Below are 13,910 nucleotides of genomic sequence, written 5' to 3'. Positions count from 1 at the left end.
GATTCACCCTAAACTGGTAATCGATGCAAACCTGACCACCCGAAGCATATGCGGAGCGCGTAGATGGGCTATTTCGATCTCAACAATTTCATGCCGCACGGCATGTGTTATCTCTGGCGCCCCGAACTCCTCGGCATGCATGTCATTGCCGACCTGGCCATCGCATTGGCCTACTTCTCGATCCCCGTCACCATCACCTTCTTCCTGCGTCGCATCGAAAAGGCCCTGCCCTTTCGCTGGGCGTTCATCATGTTCGGCATTTTCATTTTGTTCTGCGGCATCAATCACGTGATGAATATCGTCGTGCTCTGGTATCCGCTCTACTACATCGAAGCCGTGCTCAAACTCCTGACGGCTGCAGCCTCGATTGCCACAGCCGTCTTGATGCTGCCGCTGGTGCCGGTGCTGCTGGACCGCTTCACCCGCATCGAAACACGAGAAGGATAAGGCGCCCGCTTGGCCAACCGCGCTTCGAGCCCCAAGCCCCGCATTGGCGGTGATGCAAGTGACTATGAGAGCCTGTCCGGGCTTCTTCACGCCTATCGGACGCCGGTGGCCATCATTCTCTTCGGCATCATGGTGTCGATGTTGCTCTTCTTTGCGACCCTGGTCGGGCAGACGCGCAGCATCGAGCGTGACTTCCGCAGCTTCGCCGTCGCACGAACCGGAGAGCTGGACCGGTCCATGGCCACCCTCGATGTCGAACTCCGCCAGCTTCAGCAAGCTGTCCAGAGCGGGCTCGATCCGGCCGCCGCCATCGAGATTTTCCGCGCCGCCGAACTCACGCAGCGCATCCCCGTGGTGCGTGACATGGGCATTGTGGAGCCGGGCTCAGCGACCGTCTCGATCAATGCCACGATCGCCAACCAGGTGGCCGAACAGGTCCGGGGTCTGATGCCGCGCGAGACCAGCGGCAATGCCCCGATCATCCTGCCCCTCGTCGATGACAATGGCCGCAACAGCCGCTTCGCGCTCGCCCAGAGGGTTGAGACCCGGCCCGGCGCCTGGGCCTATGTCGTCTCGGATTTCGAGGTCATGCTGGCCAGTCCGGTGGGAAGCATTGATCCGATCTGGGTCGTTGCGACCATTGCCGACCGCGCCCCAACCTATGTGCTCGCAAGCTCGGTTGAGCTGCAAATGGCCGCCGCCAATGAAGAGGCCAATATTCCCTCGGCGCTGAACAGCGCCCCCTTCCTGGTGCGTTGGACCGCTCAGGCCCCCTTCTCCGATATCCGCGCCGCCCTGCTGCCCCGGCGCTCCTTCCTGATGCAGACCGCCCCCCTGCCCTGGGTCGCCCTGTTCTCGGCCCTGTTCGCCACGATCACGATTGGCGCCATCTCGCTCAAGGACGCCCAGCGCGCCGACGAAGTCCGGCGCGAGGTCGCCCGCAAGACGGAAGCCCTGCGCCAGTCGAACGCAATCATTGCGGCCAAGAATGCCGAGCTTGAGCGATTTGCCTCGCACGCCTCCCACGATCTGCAGGCACCGCTAAGGGCCATGAAGGGGATTTCCTCGATCCGGGTCGAGCGCCAACTCGATCTCGATGAGCGCTCGCGGGACATGCTGGAACGGATCAACCGCGGTGCCGACCGGGCGCAACGCCTGGTCCAGGACCTGCTGACCTATACCAAGGCCGAGCGCCAGACCGCGAAGATCGAACGGATCGACACCCAGACCCTCATCGCTGAAATCGAGGAACTGCTCGGCGCCGTCATCGCCGAGGCCGGGGCCCGTGTGGAGTGGTCGCTCGACACGCCCATCCATGCCGACCGCTTCCTGCTCGTTCGCACCCTGCAGAACCTCGTCTCCAACGCGGTCAAATACCGCCGCGATGTCGCGCCCCATGTGCGCGTTCAGGCGAGCCGGGCCGGCGACTATGTCCGCATCAGCGTCACCGATAACGGGATCGGAATCGACAAGGCCTATTTCACCCGGATTTTCGAGGTCTTCCAGCGTTTGCATGGCAGCGAGGCCTATGAGGGCACCGGGATCGGCCTTGCCCTGTGCCAGCGCGCGGTCGAGCTGCATGGTGGTGATATCGGGGTCAGCTCGACCCCGGGCGAAGGCTCATGCTTCACGATCCGCCTGCCCGCCAGCCTCGCGGACCAGGTCGCCAATGACAGCGACGAGGCTGTCGCCGAACAGTCGGTGTCAAACGATCGCTAGTCTGCGGCCCGGCATGACAGGCTGCAGCCGCGCGACCTGACAGCGCCCCACCGTCCCTGATACAGTGCACGGCCTCCTGCCTGACGGTTACCCATGTCCCGCTATCTCGTTGCCGCCCTCTACAAATTCGCACCGCTTGTCCCGGACGCGGCCCTGCAAGCCGATCTCAAGGCTGTGTGCGACCAGCACGCGGTGTTCGGGACGCTGCTGCTGGCGCGCGAGGGGATCAATGGCACGATCGCCGGACCGGCCGCAGGCGTGCAGGCCGTCCTCGCCCGGCTTCGGGCCATCCCGGGGCTGGCCGAGCTTGAGCACAAGGAAAGTCCGGCGGACGAGCAGCCCTTCCTGCGGATGAAGGTCCGGCTGAAGCGCGAAATCGTCACCATGGGCATCACCGACATCGACCCTGTCGGCGATGTCGGCACCTATGTCGAAGCCAAGGACTGGAATGAGCTGATCACAGCACCCGATGTGGTCACGATCGATACGCGCAATGATTACGAGATCCGAATCGGCCAGTTCGAGGGCGCCATCAATCCCGAAACAGTCTCCTTCCGCGAGTTCCCGGACTGGTTCCGGCGGTTCCGTGAAACCCGCCCGAATGCTCGAATCGCCATGTATTGCACCGGCGGGATCCGCTGCGAGAAGGCCACCGCCTTCGCCCGCATGGAAGGCGTGGACGAGGTCTTCCACCTCAAGGGCGGCATCCTGAAATATCTCGAGACCGTGCCGGAAGCCGAGAGCCGCTGGCAGGGCGAGTGCTTCGTGTTCGACCGGCGCGTTGCCGTCAGGCACGGTCTGGAAGCCGGTACGCACACGCTTTGTCATGCCTGCCGCGAGCCGCTGGGTCCGGAGGACCTGCGATCACCCGACTATGTACCCGGCGCGTCCTGCCCGCACTGTGTCGAGATCCGGACTGCAGAGCAGCGCGAGCGCTATGCCGAGCGCCATCGCCAGGAGGAGCTGGCGAGGGCCCGCGGTGAGTGGCATCTCGGTCAGCCCGGAGCGCCGCGCGAGGCCGACGGATGAGCGAGCCGCACCCGGTTCTCTACTCCTTTCGTCGCTGCCCTTATGCGATGCGGGCGCGTCTGGCCCTGCATGGCAGTGGCTGCGAGGTCGAGCATCGCGAGATCCTGCTGCGCGACAAGCCCCGGGCCATGCTCGACGCCTCGCCCAAGGGCACCGTGCCGGTTCTTGTCCTGCAGGACGGTCAGGTCCTTGAGGAAAGCCTCGACATCATGCTGTGGGCGCTCGCCCGCAATGATCCGGACAACTGGCTCGACGATCGGGACACCTCGCTGGACCTGATTGAGCGGTGTGATAGCGGCTTCAAATCCCATCTTGATCGCTACAAGTATGCGACCCGCTATGACGGCGCCGATCCGGTCGCGCATCGCGAGGCCGCCTGCGAATTCCTGCTCGACCTGGATCATCGGCTGTCGACCCATGCGGCCCTGACGGGTGCCCGGGTGCGGCTGGCGGACATCGCCATCTTCCCTTTCGTGCGCCAGTTCGCCCATACTGATCGGGACTGGTTTGACGGCCAGCGCTGGCCGGCGCTTCACGCCTGGCTCGACGGCCATCTGGGCTCGCAGCGCTTTGCTGCCATCATGGAAAAACACCCGGTCTGGGCACCGGAAAGCGCCGAGACGGCGCCGACAGAGCTCGGGTGATGCCCCGGGTGATGCCCCGGGTGATGCAGCGAGTCCACACCCCGACCGCGATCTCTGCTGCACCGCAGCAATTCTCTGTCGCAAATCGGTAATATCCGCTATCGGGAGTCCTATCGAGGCTGCGTATCCTCCCGGGGCGACACTGATCCCGCCCAGCGCGGCCTGTTCTGGTTGGCTCGAAAGAAATCCCCATGACCTTTGCCCCCTCTGCCCGCAAGTCGCTTCAGCTCGCCGGTGTCAGCGCGCTCGCGCTCTCTGCACTCGCCATCACCCCCTCGGTGGCTGTTGCCCAGAGCGAAGCGCCGTCCGGCTCGACGATCGAAACCATCATCGTGACCACCACCCGTCGCGAAGAGAACCTCCAGGATATCGCCAATTCCGTCACGGCCGTGTCGGGTGAGGCCCTGGCCCCGCTGACCGAGGGCGGTGCCGACATCCTCACCCTCGCCGCACGTATCCCGTCGGTCTATGCCGAGAGCTCGAACGGCCGCGTCGCCCCGCGCTTCTACATTCGTGGCCTCGGCAATACCGATTTCGACCTGGCCGCCTCGCAGCCGGTTTCGGTGATCATGGACAATGTGGTGATGGAAAACGTCATCCTGAAATCCTTTCCGCTGTTCGACGTCGCCCAGGTTGAGGTCGCCCGCGGCCCGCAGGGCACGCTGTTCGGTCGCAATACCACGGCCGGCACGATCAAGTTCGACAGCGTCCGCCCGACCCAGGACACTGACGGCTATGTCAGCCTCGCTGTCGGCTCCTACGGCACGACCAACCTGGAAGCCGCACTTGGCGGCGCTCTGGTCGAGGACGTTCTGAGCGCCCGCCTCTCGGTGCTTTCCCAGCGCCGCGATGACTGGATCGACAATGGCTTCACCGGCGAGAACAATGCGCTGGGTGGCTATGAGGAGCAGGCGGGCCGCGCCCAGCTGCTGTTCACGCCGAACGAGTCCTTTGACGCCCTGCTCAACGTCCATGCCCGTTCGCTCGTCGGCACCTCGGCCGTCTTCCGCGCCAACATCCTGACCCCGGGCAGCAATGCCCTGAACGGCAATTTCGTCCGCGACGAGGTCTATTACGACAGCACGTTTAACAACCCGCAGGCCTATGACAGCTGGGGCACCAGTGCGGCGCTGAACCTCTACACTGATGGCGGTCTGACCCTGACCTCGATCACCGCTTACGAAACCGCTGACGGCTACAGCCTGGGCGATATCGACGGCGGCAACCTCGTCACCGGCCCGGGCATCATCCCCTTCCCGTCGGAAACCCAGGACGGCATCGACTCGCTCGAGCAGATCACCCAGGAATTCCGTCTCGCCTCATCCGACGATCAGGCCACGACCTGGCAGGTCGGCGCCTACTACTTCCAGAGCGAGTTCGACATCACGACGGTCGGCCCGAATGGCGGCTTCCCGCCGTCGACCACGGTTCGTCACGACAATAACCTGTGGTCGGCCTTCGGTCAGCTCAGCCACCAGGTGAATGACAACCTCCAGCTCTCGGGTGGTCTGCGCTTCACGCATGATGCCAAGGAACTGGTCGGTGTCGTCACCTCCATCCCGGTCACCCCGGTCTCGGTCTCCGATGACCAGTTCAGCTGGGACCTGTCGGCCTATTACGACCTCGACGACCGCCAGGCGGTATTTGCACGCCTCGCTCGCGGTTTCCGCGGCCCGTCGATCCAGGCCCGTGATGTCGCCTTCTTCAACCCGCCCTCGATCGCCGACAGCGAAACCTCGACCTCCTTCGAACTCGGCTACAAGTCCGAGCCGTTGGACGGCCGCGCCCGCTTCAACGCCACGGCCTTCTACTACCAAGTCGACGATCTTCAGCTTTCCGCCGTTGGCGGTGCCGGCAACCTGGTCCAGCTGATCAATGCCGATCGCGGTGTGGGCTATGGCTTCGAGATCGACAGCGAGATTTTCGTCACCGACAACCTGTTCATCACGGCCGGCTTCTCGTGGAACGAGACCGAGTTGCAGGACAATGCGCTGGAAGTCGGCGTCTGCAGCCAGTGCACCGTGCTGGATCCGGATGCCGATCTCGACGGCTTCCATGAAGTCGACGGCAATCCCTTCCCGCAGGCACCGGACTACATCCTGTCCTTCACCGCCCGCTACGCCATCCCGGCCGGCAATGGCGGCGAGTGGTTCGCCTACACCGACTGGTACTATCAGGGTCGCACGAACCTCTTCCTCTACGAGTCGGAAGAGTTCTATTCGGACGGCAATTTCGAGGGTGGCCTGCGCGTCGGCTATGCCGGCGAGCTGTCCGGCGGCCAGAACTACGAAGTCGCCCTGTTTGCCCGCAACATCACCGACGAAGAGAACCTCGTCGGCGGCATCGACTTCAACAACAATACCGGCTTCGTCAACGAGCCGCGCATTGTCGGCGCCTCCTTCCGCGCCAGCCTGAACTAGCCCGACGCTGAAAAGCTTAAGGTTTTGAGAAGCCCCGGGCGTTTGCCCGGGGCTTTTTTATTCGCTGCACAGGGTGACCGGATCGTTCAGTCTCAAGCCTGTCGCCAACCGGCCGGAGCTTCCTTGATGTCGCGCACCCTCCATAGCCTCACCCTCGCCGCGGCGCTCGCGCTCGCGGCCCCGCTGACGGCCCAGGCTCAGCACTGGAGTTATTCCGGCGACGAGGGGCCGGCGCACTGGGGCGAGCATGGCGGTGCCGACGCCAGCTGCGCTACCGGACAGCAACAATCCCCGATCAACATCACCGGCGCCATCCCGGCCTTTGCCGCAGGTCCGGCCCTGGACTGGCCCGACACCCTTGCCGGTGAGGTGGTCGATAATGGCCATACGGTACAGGTCACCGTGACCGGCGAGGCCGGCCTTGATCTCGACGGTCGGCATTACCGGCTCGTGCAATTCCACTTCCATGCCGAAAGCGAGCACCAGATCGAGGGCCAGAATGCGCCGATGGAAGTCCATTTCGTGCATGCCGCGGAAGACGGGTCTCTCGCCGTTGTCGGCGTGATGGTCGAGGTCGGCGCGGCGATGCCGGCCCTGTCCGGCATCTGGGCCATTGATCCCGACCCGCACGGCAGTGGGGGCGTGGCCGCCGCCCTGCGCCTGCGCGACTTCCTCCCGACCGACCCGGCCGCCTTTCGCTATGCCGGCTCGCTGACGACCCCGCCTTGCAGCGAAATCGTCTCCTGGACGGTTTACGCCCATGCCGTCACGGCGACCCAGGCCCAGATCGACTGGTTCGCCGAACGTCACCCCCATTCCAACCGGCCGGTCATGCCGCACCATCGACGGGTGCTGCTGCAGACCGCCGGCTGACCGCACTCACAATCCCCCCGAAAGACTGAGGGCGCCCCGATGGAGCGCCCTCTTTTTTGTCCGGCGATCGTCGCGCTCGGTCCTATTCCCAGAAATAGGGCTGACGCTGGTGATCCCCGGTGACCGTCTCGTTCATCGTTCCGGCCTCGTAGAGGCGACCATTGAGCATAACGTATTCGATCTCGTCGGTATTGCCGATATCATCGAGCGGGTTTGCGGTCATGACCACGAGGTCCGCCAGCTTGCCGACTTCAAGCGAGCCGAGGTCATTGTCGAAGCCGAGATGGCGGGCCGGCATGACCGTGGCCGCCTGCAGGGCCTCCAGCGGCGACCAGCCACCCCGCACGAAGGACCACATTTCCCAATGGGCGGCGAGACCTTCCTGCTGACCATGGGCCCCGATCGAGACATCCACGCCGCGCTCCATCAGGAGATGGGCGGTGCGGGCATTGTCGTCATCGACAAAGTCATCTTCCGGCGCCGTGGTCCGGCGAACCGACCCGGCCTGTAGAATGCTGGGCGGGGCATGACGCGACAGGATCGGATGCAGCCAGACATCGGTTGCCTGACGCCAGTAGGGATCCCCCGCCAGACCGCCATAAGTCACGACGATGGTCGGCGTGTAGGCGACCTCGGTCTGGGAATACATCTGCAGCACGTCTTCATAGATCATGGAGAGCGGCAGATTGTGTTCGATCGAGGTATTGCCGTCGGCCACCATGGCCATGTCCATATGGTAGTTGGATCCGCCCTCGGCGACCACTTCGACACCCGCGGCATGAGCCGCGGCGACGACCTGCTGGCGCTGGTCACGACGCGGCTGGTTGTAGTTCTTGATCGAGTGGGCGCCCTGCGAGGCGAGGCGGAAGACGTGCTCCGTCGCGTCCTCGTAATTGTCGATCTGGGCATAGACCGACGCGGCGCGGGCGCCGTAGACGATCTCGCCGGTCGAATAGATGCGCGGTGCGAGATAGCGGCCTGCACGCTGATACTCGCCGGCCGTGAAGATATGGCTGGCCTGGCTCGACGGGTCATGGATCGTGGTCACGCCGAGCGCGAGATGGGCGATCGCCGACCAGTTCTGCTCGGGAATGATATCGCCTGTGCCCTGCGGTCCGTGCGCGTGGGCATCGATGAAGCCCGGCGTGATGGTGCGGCCGTCCAGGTCAACGACCCGGGCTCCTTCTGGCACCGCCACATCGGCACCGATGGCCGCAATGCGATTTCCATCAATGACGATCGTGCCGTTCTCGATCACGCCGCCATCCTCACCGGCCATGGTGATGATGCGCGCATTGGTCAGAGCGACCATGCCGGTCGGGCGGTCAGCCGTCGCGGTCATGGACAGGTTCACGCCTTCGGTCGGCGGCGTGTATTCGCGCTCACCCGTCGGGTCCGGACGGAACTCCGCCACGGTCGCCGTGTAGAAGGTCGGTCCCATCGACCAGTGAACGGCATCGCCGGAGCCGCTCCAGTGGAAATAGCTCCCGCCATTGCCGGATACCTCGACCGTCGGCAGGGCCGAGCCACCGCGGCCACCGGAGACCGATTGCGGCCCGGGCAGAAGCGGCTGGACGAAGACGTCATAATTCTGCCGGAAGGCGACATGGGTGCCATCGGGTGAGACCTGATAGCCGGTCACCAGTTCACCGGTGACATGCGTGCGCTCATTATCGCCATCGAGATCCATCGAGACCAGGCTGGCCCCGCCCCCGCCACGGGTGACAAAGATGCGGTCATTGGACGCGCCAAAATGCGGATCCGATCCGCTGTCGGTGACGCGCACCATCTCGCCGCCATTGGCCGGAACGCGATAGACGCCCTCATTCTCGGACCATTCCGGCGCCGTCAGATAACCGCCGGAGCCCTTCTCGAAGACCACCGTCTGGCCATCCGGCGAGAAACGCGGACTGCGATAATGACCGGGCTGGCTGGTCAGCACGCGCTCACGGCCGCCACGGGCCGAGATGGTGCGGATCGAGCCGAGATCCTGGTCGTCCCAGGTGGCAAAGGCGATGGTGCGACCATCGGCCGACCAGGTCGGCATCATCTCGCGGCGCGAGCCGTCATCGCGGGTCAGGCGGCGCGGTTCGCCACCATTGGCGTCGCGCACCCAGAGCTGGCCGAGCGTCTCATAGACGATCTGGCTGCCATCCGGCGAGGCCGTGGCAAAGCGCGGCATGCGGGTTTGGAATTCGTTCGGAGCGACCTCGACAGAGGGGCGCGGCGGATCGATCACATCGCGCGTATCGGTGACGCTGAACGGGATATTGGTGACCTCGCCCGAGGCGATATCGACGCGCTGGATGCCCCCCTCGGACCAGTACACGATGGAGTTACTGTCCGGCATCCAGTCCATGTTCGGATACATGCCCGTAATGCCCCAGGTTTCCTGCATGTCCTGGTCAACAGTCTCGACGATGCGGCGTTCCTCGCCGCTGGTCAGGTCCTTGATCCACAGACCGGAGCGAATGCGGTCGCGACGCACAAAGGCCATGTAGCGGCCATCCGGCGATGGCGACGGACGCACGGCGCCACCGGCGCCGGAGACAGCCGTGTCGGTCTCGCCGGTTTCCATGTCATAGCGACGGATGTCGAACAGGTCGGTGTTGGAATCCTGGGCGTAGATGAAGGTGTTACCCGGGGTCACGTTCTGCGTGTAATAGAGATAGCGACCGTCCGGCGAGAAGATCGGCTCGCCGAGTTCCTTCTGGAAATTCTCGTTCGGGCGCTCGACCAGCTGGACGCCATTGCCGCCCAGCACGTGATAAAGCCAGATCTCGCCGGTACCGGCCGAGCGCGAGGTCGTGAAATGCTTGCGCGCCGCGATATAGCGACCGGACGGGTGCCAGGTCGCATTGTTGAGCAGACGGAAGCTTTCCTCGGTCAGCTGACGGGCATTCGAACCGTCAACATCCATCACCCAGATATTGTCGCCACCGGCGCGATCCGAGGTGAAGGCGATCTGGCTGCCATCGGGCGAGAAGCGCGGCTGGATCTCCCAGGGCAGGCCGGAGGCGATATTGGTCGCCTCACCGCCGGTGACCGGGATGGTGTAGATGTCACCCAGAAGGTCGAAGGCGATGGTCTGCCCGTCCGGGCTGACATCGACCGACATCCAGGTGCCCTCAGTGACATTGATGTCGATCGCACGCGTTTCGAGCGGCGGGTTGGCGACGTCCCAGCCTCCGCTTTCCTCACCCTGAAAGGCAAAGACCGGCGCGGCCGTCAGCATCGTGGACGCAGCCAAAATGGCAACAAATCTGGTCATGTTTTCCCCCAAGAATGGATTCTTGGAGCAGACACTAAGACGCAATCCCTCCGACCACAAACCGGTCAGGCTGTCACGTGTGCGGGATCGGGAGGGCCGGGTGCCGGACCAGCCGGCCGGGCGCTAGTGCGCGCCACCCATGCGGCCCAGCCGGACCTTGTAATCCACGGCGATCTCATAGGCCGGATCGTCATCGCTATCGACCATCAGCTGACCGGCCCGCGTGAGCAGCTTGTGGCACTCGCGGCTGAGATGGCGCAGTTCGAGGCGCTTGTCGGCCTGGTCGTACTTGACGGCCAGGTCCTCGATCGCCTGCAGGGCCGACTGGTCGACCACACGGCTGTCGGCGAAGTCGATCACCACCAGGTCGCGATCATTCTCGATGTCGAACAATTCCTGGAAACTGGCCGTCGAGCCGAAGAAGAGCGGGCCTTCCAGCTTGTAGATATGCTCACCCGCCTCGCCGATACTTTCGCGGGCATGGATGCGCGACGCCGCGTTCCAGGCATAGACAAGCGCCGAGACGATAACCCCCACGATCACCGCTACGGCGAGGTCGGAATAGACCGTGACACCGGTCACCAGGATGATCACGAAGGCGTCGGATTTGGGGATCCGGGTCAGGATGCGCAGGCTCTGCCAGGCGAATGTCCCGATCACGACCATGAACATCACACCGACCAGCGCCGCCAGCGGGATCTGCTCGATCACCGACGACCCGACCAGAATGAAGGCGAGCAGGAAGAGTGCTGCAGCGATGCCGGCAAGGCGCAGACGGCCGCCGGATTTCACATTGATCATCGACTGGCCAATCATCGCACAGCCACCCATGCCGCCGAAGAAGCCGGTGATGAGATTGGCCAGGCCCTGGGCCACGCATTCCTGCGACGCACCGCCTCGACGGCCGGTGATCTCGCCGACCAGGTTGAGCGTCAAAAGGCTTTCGATCAGACCGATCGCGGCCAGGATGAAGGCGTAGGGCAGAATGATCTCGAAAGTCTCGAGACTGAGCGGGACCATCGGAATATGGAAGGTCGGCAGACCGCCCTCGATCGAGGCCAGATCACCGACCCGCGGGACCGGCAGTCCGAAGCCGATGACCAGGGCCGCGACCACGCCAATGGCGACCAGCGGCGCCGGGACCGCTTTGGTGACTTTGGGCACAGCCCAGATCAGCACCATGGTCAGCCCGACCAGGCCGAGCGTCAGCAGCAGCGGCCAGCCGGTCATCCAGACGTGCTCGCCGGCTTCATTGACGGTCTTGAACTGCTCCATCTGGGCGAGGAAAATCACGATTGCCAGCCCGTTCACGAAGCCCAGCATGACCGGGTGCGGGACCATCCGGATGAACTTGCCAAGGCGAAGCAGACCGGCCGTGATCTGGATAATGCCCATCAGCACCACAGTGGCGAACAGATATTCGATCCCGTGCGTGGCGACGAGATGCACCATGACCACCGCCAGGGCTCCCGTCGCCCCGGAGATCATGCCGCGGCGACCGCCCAGCACGGCCGTGACCAGACCGACAATGAAGGCGGCGTAGAGGCCGGCCAGCGGTGGCACACCGGCAACAAATGCGAAGGCGACAGCTTCGGGAACCAGCGCCAGCGCGACAGTCAGGCCGGCGAGGATTTCAATGCGGATCCGACTCGCATTCAGCGGTGGCAGTTCGCCGCGGTCACCAATGGTCGCGGAGAGCCGTTCCGTGAAGGCGGCGAGAGAAGCTTTGAGCATTGGAAGTCCATCAGGCAGCTGCGCAGGTCAAAAGAAGGCGAGCGCACGCCCCCTCATCGGCCCGTGATATGTTGCGGCGCACAAAAATGCACCCCTTTTCTTCACGACGCTCCGGCCGGCGCCGGGCAGACCGGTAACGCTTCACTAACCACGCTTCTCAACGAAATCTTTTGCCTGACCTGCTCAAATGGCCTCGAAATCGATGGGGACTGCCGTGGATTATTCCAACGCACCAGATCGCCCGACCGACCAACAGGCCCGCAAGGCCTCAGGTCCGGCGAATGACTTCTCGGATGCCTTGCGCCCGTCCAGCCTGGACGCGGCCGGCCTGACCCGTGCCCATTTGAAAGCCGATGCCCGAGCTCCGCGCAATCGCCTTGATCGCAAGGCGCTCGGTCATGTCTGGCAGGCCATCGACATCTTCGCCATCCTGACCCTGACCGTGGCTGGCGCCTATGCGCTGTCCGGGGGGGCCGTCACCGAAGTCGCCGCCGGGGAGCTATTGCCGCTGCTGGCCTTCGCAACCCTGTGCCCGGCCCTGTTGATGGTGATGGGCCTGTACCGGATCGAGCCGCGTGAAAGTTCCATGTTGCGGATGCTGCGGGCCTTCATTGCCGCAGCCCTGACCGGCAGCGCGATCACCTTGCTGGCCGGTGTGACGGCACCGGGCGTTGCCCACCTCGTCGCTACCTTTTCGATCACCGCCGTTGGCGCGGTCACCCTTCTGCACGTGATCTATGCCGGTTTCATCCAGCATTGGGCCCGGGCGGGGCGTCTCGCCCGCAACGTCGTGCTGGTCGGCGCGACACCCAATGCCAGCAAACTCATCACCGCCAATGCCGGATCCGGGACGATCAATGTGGTCGGCGTTTTTGACGACCGTGCAGCCCGCAGCCCGCAGGCTCTGGCCGGCGCGCCCTATCTCGGCACGACTGATGACCTGCTGAAATGGAGCCTGCTGCACGAGGTCGACCGGATCATCCTGACCGTGACGCCGAAGGCCGAAGCGCGGGTGCGTCTCCTGCTCACCAAGCTCCGCGCCCTGCCGCACACGGTCTGCCTTCTGCTCGACCTCGAAAGGTTTGACCCGGAAGCGACCTCGCTCGACGAAATCGTCGGTGTCCAGGCGGCCCGCATGAGCGGCAGCGAAGTGCCGTTCGGACAGCTGGCGGCCAAGCGATTGCAGGACCTCGTTCTGGGCTTCGGCCTGTTTGTGTTCAGCCTGCCGGTGATGGCCGTGATCGCCCTCGCCGTTCGCCTCGACAGTCGCGGCCCGGTACTGTTCCGGCAGGTCCGTGAAGGCTTCAATGGCCGGCCGATCCAGGTGCTGAAATTCCGTACCATGCGCCATGATCCCGCGGCCGCCGAGAAGCCCATGCGCCAGGTCGAGCTGCATGATCCGCGGGTCACAGGGGTTGGCGGCTTCCTGCGCAAGACCAGCCTCGATGAATTGCCGCAATTGTGGAATGTGCTGACCGGCGACATGTCTCTCGTCGGTCCCCGGCCGCACGCCATCGGCATGCGCACGGGCGGCACCGAAACCGCCAATCTGGTTGCCGAGTATGCGCACCGTCACCGCGTCAAGCCGGGCATCACCGGCTGGGCCCAGATCAATGGTTCGCGGGGGCCGCTCCATTCGCCGGAAGCCGCCCGCGAGCGGATCGCCTATGACGTGGCCTATATTGCCAAGGCCGGCTTCTGGTTCGACCTGTGGATCATGCTCCGCACCCTGCCCGCCCTGCTCGGCGACAAGATCAATATCCGCTGACCCGG

The 13,910-nt window shown here is 64.3% G+C and carries 9 protein-coding genes; 7 read left to right on the top strand and 2 right to left on the bottom strand.

Translation table 11 applies throughout. The features are described 5' to 3' along the window. Positions 1-63 precede the first annotated feature (63 nt). The 6 genes from AAA969_RS04660 (at position 64) to AAA969_RS04635 (ending at position 7,132) form a co-directional block, all read left to right on the top strand. Positions 64-447 carry a hypothetical protein gene (locus AAA969_RS04660; RefSeq protein WP_338244126.1) on the top strand — a complete coding sequence of 128 codons (384 nt, stop codon included), beginning with the start codon at positions 64-66 and terminating at the stop codon, positions 445-447. A gap of 9 nt (positions 448-456) precedes the next feature. Further along, entirely contained in the window at positions 457-2,166 is a 1,710-nt protein-coding gene (locus AAA969_RS04655; RefSeq protein ID WP_338244124.1) for a sensor histidine kinase, read from the top strand. 93 nt (positions 2,167-2,259) lie between these two features. Further along, positions 2,260-3,195 (top strand): rhodanese-related sulfurtransferase, encoded by a 936-nt coding sequence (locus tag AAA969_RS04650; RefSeq protein WP_338244122.1) that lies wholly within the window; start codon positions 2,260-2,262, stop codon positions 3,193-3,195. Beyond that, positions 3,192-3,839: a glutathione S-transferase gene (locus AAA969_RS04645; RefSeq protein ID WP_338244120.1), complete on the top strand. Its 648-nt coding sequence runs from the start codon at positions 3,192-3,194 to the stop codon at positions 3,837-3,839. The genes AAA969_RS04650 and AAA969_RS04645 overlap by 4 nt, the downstream gene beginning before the upstream one ends. 191 nt (positions 3,840-4,030) lie before the next feature. Next, complete coding sequence (locus tag AAA969_RS04640; protein WP_338244117.1) at positions 4,031-6,259, top strand: TonB-dependent receptor; 2,229 nt, start codon at positions 4,031-4,033, stop codon at positions 6,257-6,259. A 126-nt stretch (positions 6,260-6,385) separates the two neighbouring features. Then, complete coding sequence (locus AAA969_RS04635; protein WP_338244116.1) at positions 6,386-7,132, top strand: carbonic anhydrase; 747 nt, start codon at positions 6,386-6,388, stop codon at positions 7,130-7,132. 82 nt (positions 7,133-7,214) lie between these two features. Here AAA969_RS04635 and AAA969_RS04630 read toward each other — a convergent pair whose 3' ends face one another. Continuing rightward, positions 7,215-10,403 (bottom strand): amidohydrolase family protein, encoded by a 3,189-nt coding sequence (locus AAA969_RS04630; RefSeq protein WP_338244115.1) that lies wholly within the window; start codon positions 10,401-10,403, stop codon positions 7,215-7,217. Positions 10,404-10,526: 123 nt separating this feature from the next. Further along, positions 10,527-12,137, bottom strand: a complete 1,611-nt coding sequence (locus AAA969_RS04625) for a SulP family inorganic anion transporter (protein ID WP_338244114.1) — start codon at positions 12,135-12,137, stop codon at positions 10,527-10,529. Positions 12,138-12,351: 214 nt separating this feature from the next. On the opposite strand from AAA969_RS04625, the gene AAA969_RS04620 reads away from it, so the two are divergent. Further along, a complete protein-coding gene (locus AAA969_RS04620; protein WP_338244112.1) occupies positions 12,352-13,905 on the top strand; it encodes an exopolysaccharide biosynthesis polyprenyl glycosylphosphotransferase in 1,554 nt (517 codons plus the stop codon). Positions 13,906-13,910 lie beyond the last annotated feature (5 nt).

This window comes from Maricaulis maris, assembly GCF_036322705.1.
In the GTDB taxonomy this organism is placed as follows: Bacteria; Pseudomonadota; Alphaproteobacteria; order Caulobacterales; family Maricaulaceae; genus Maricaulis; species Maricaulis maris_B.
Note: the sequence above shows the minus strand (reverse complement) of the source record. Positions and strands in the feature narration are given on the sequence as shown.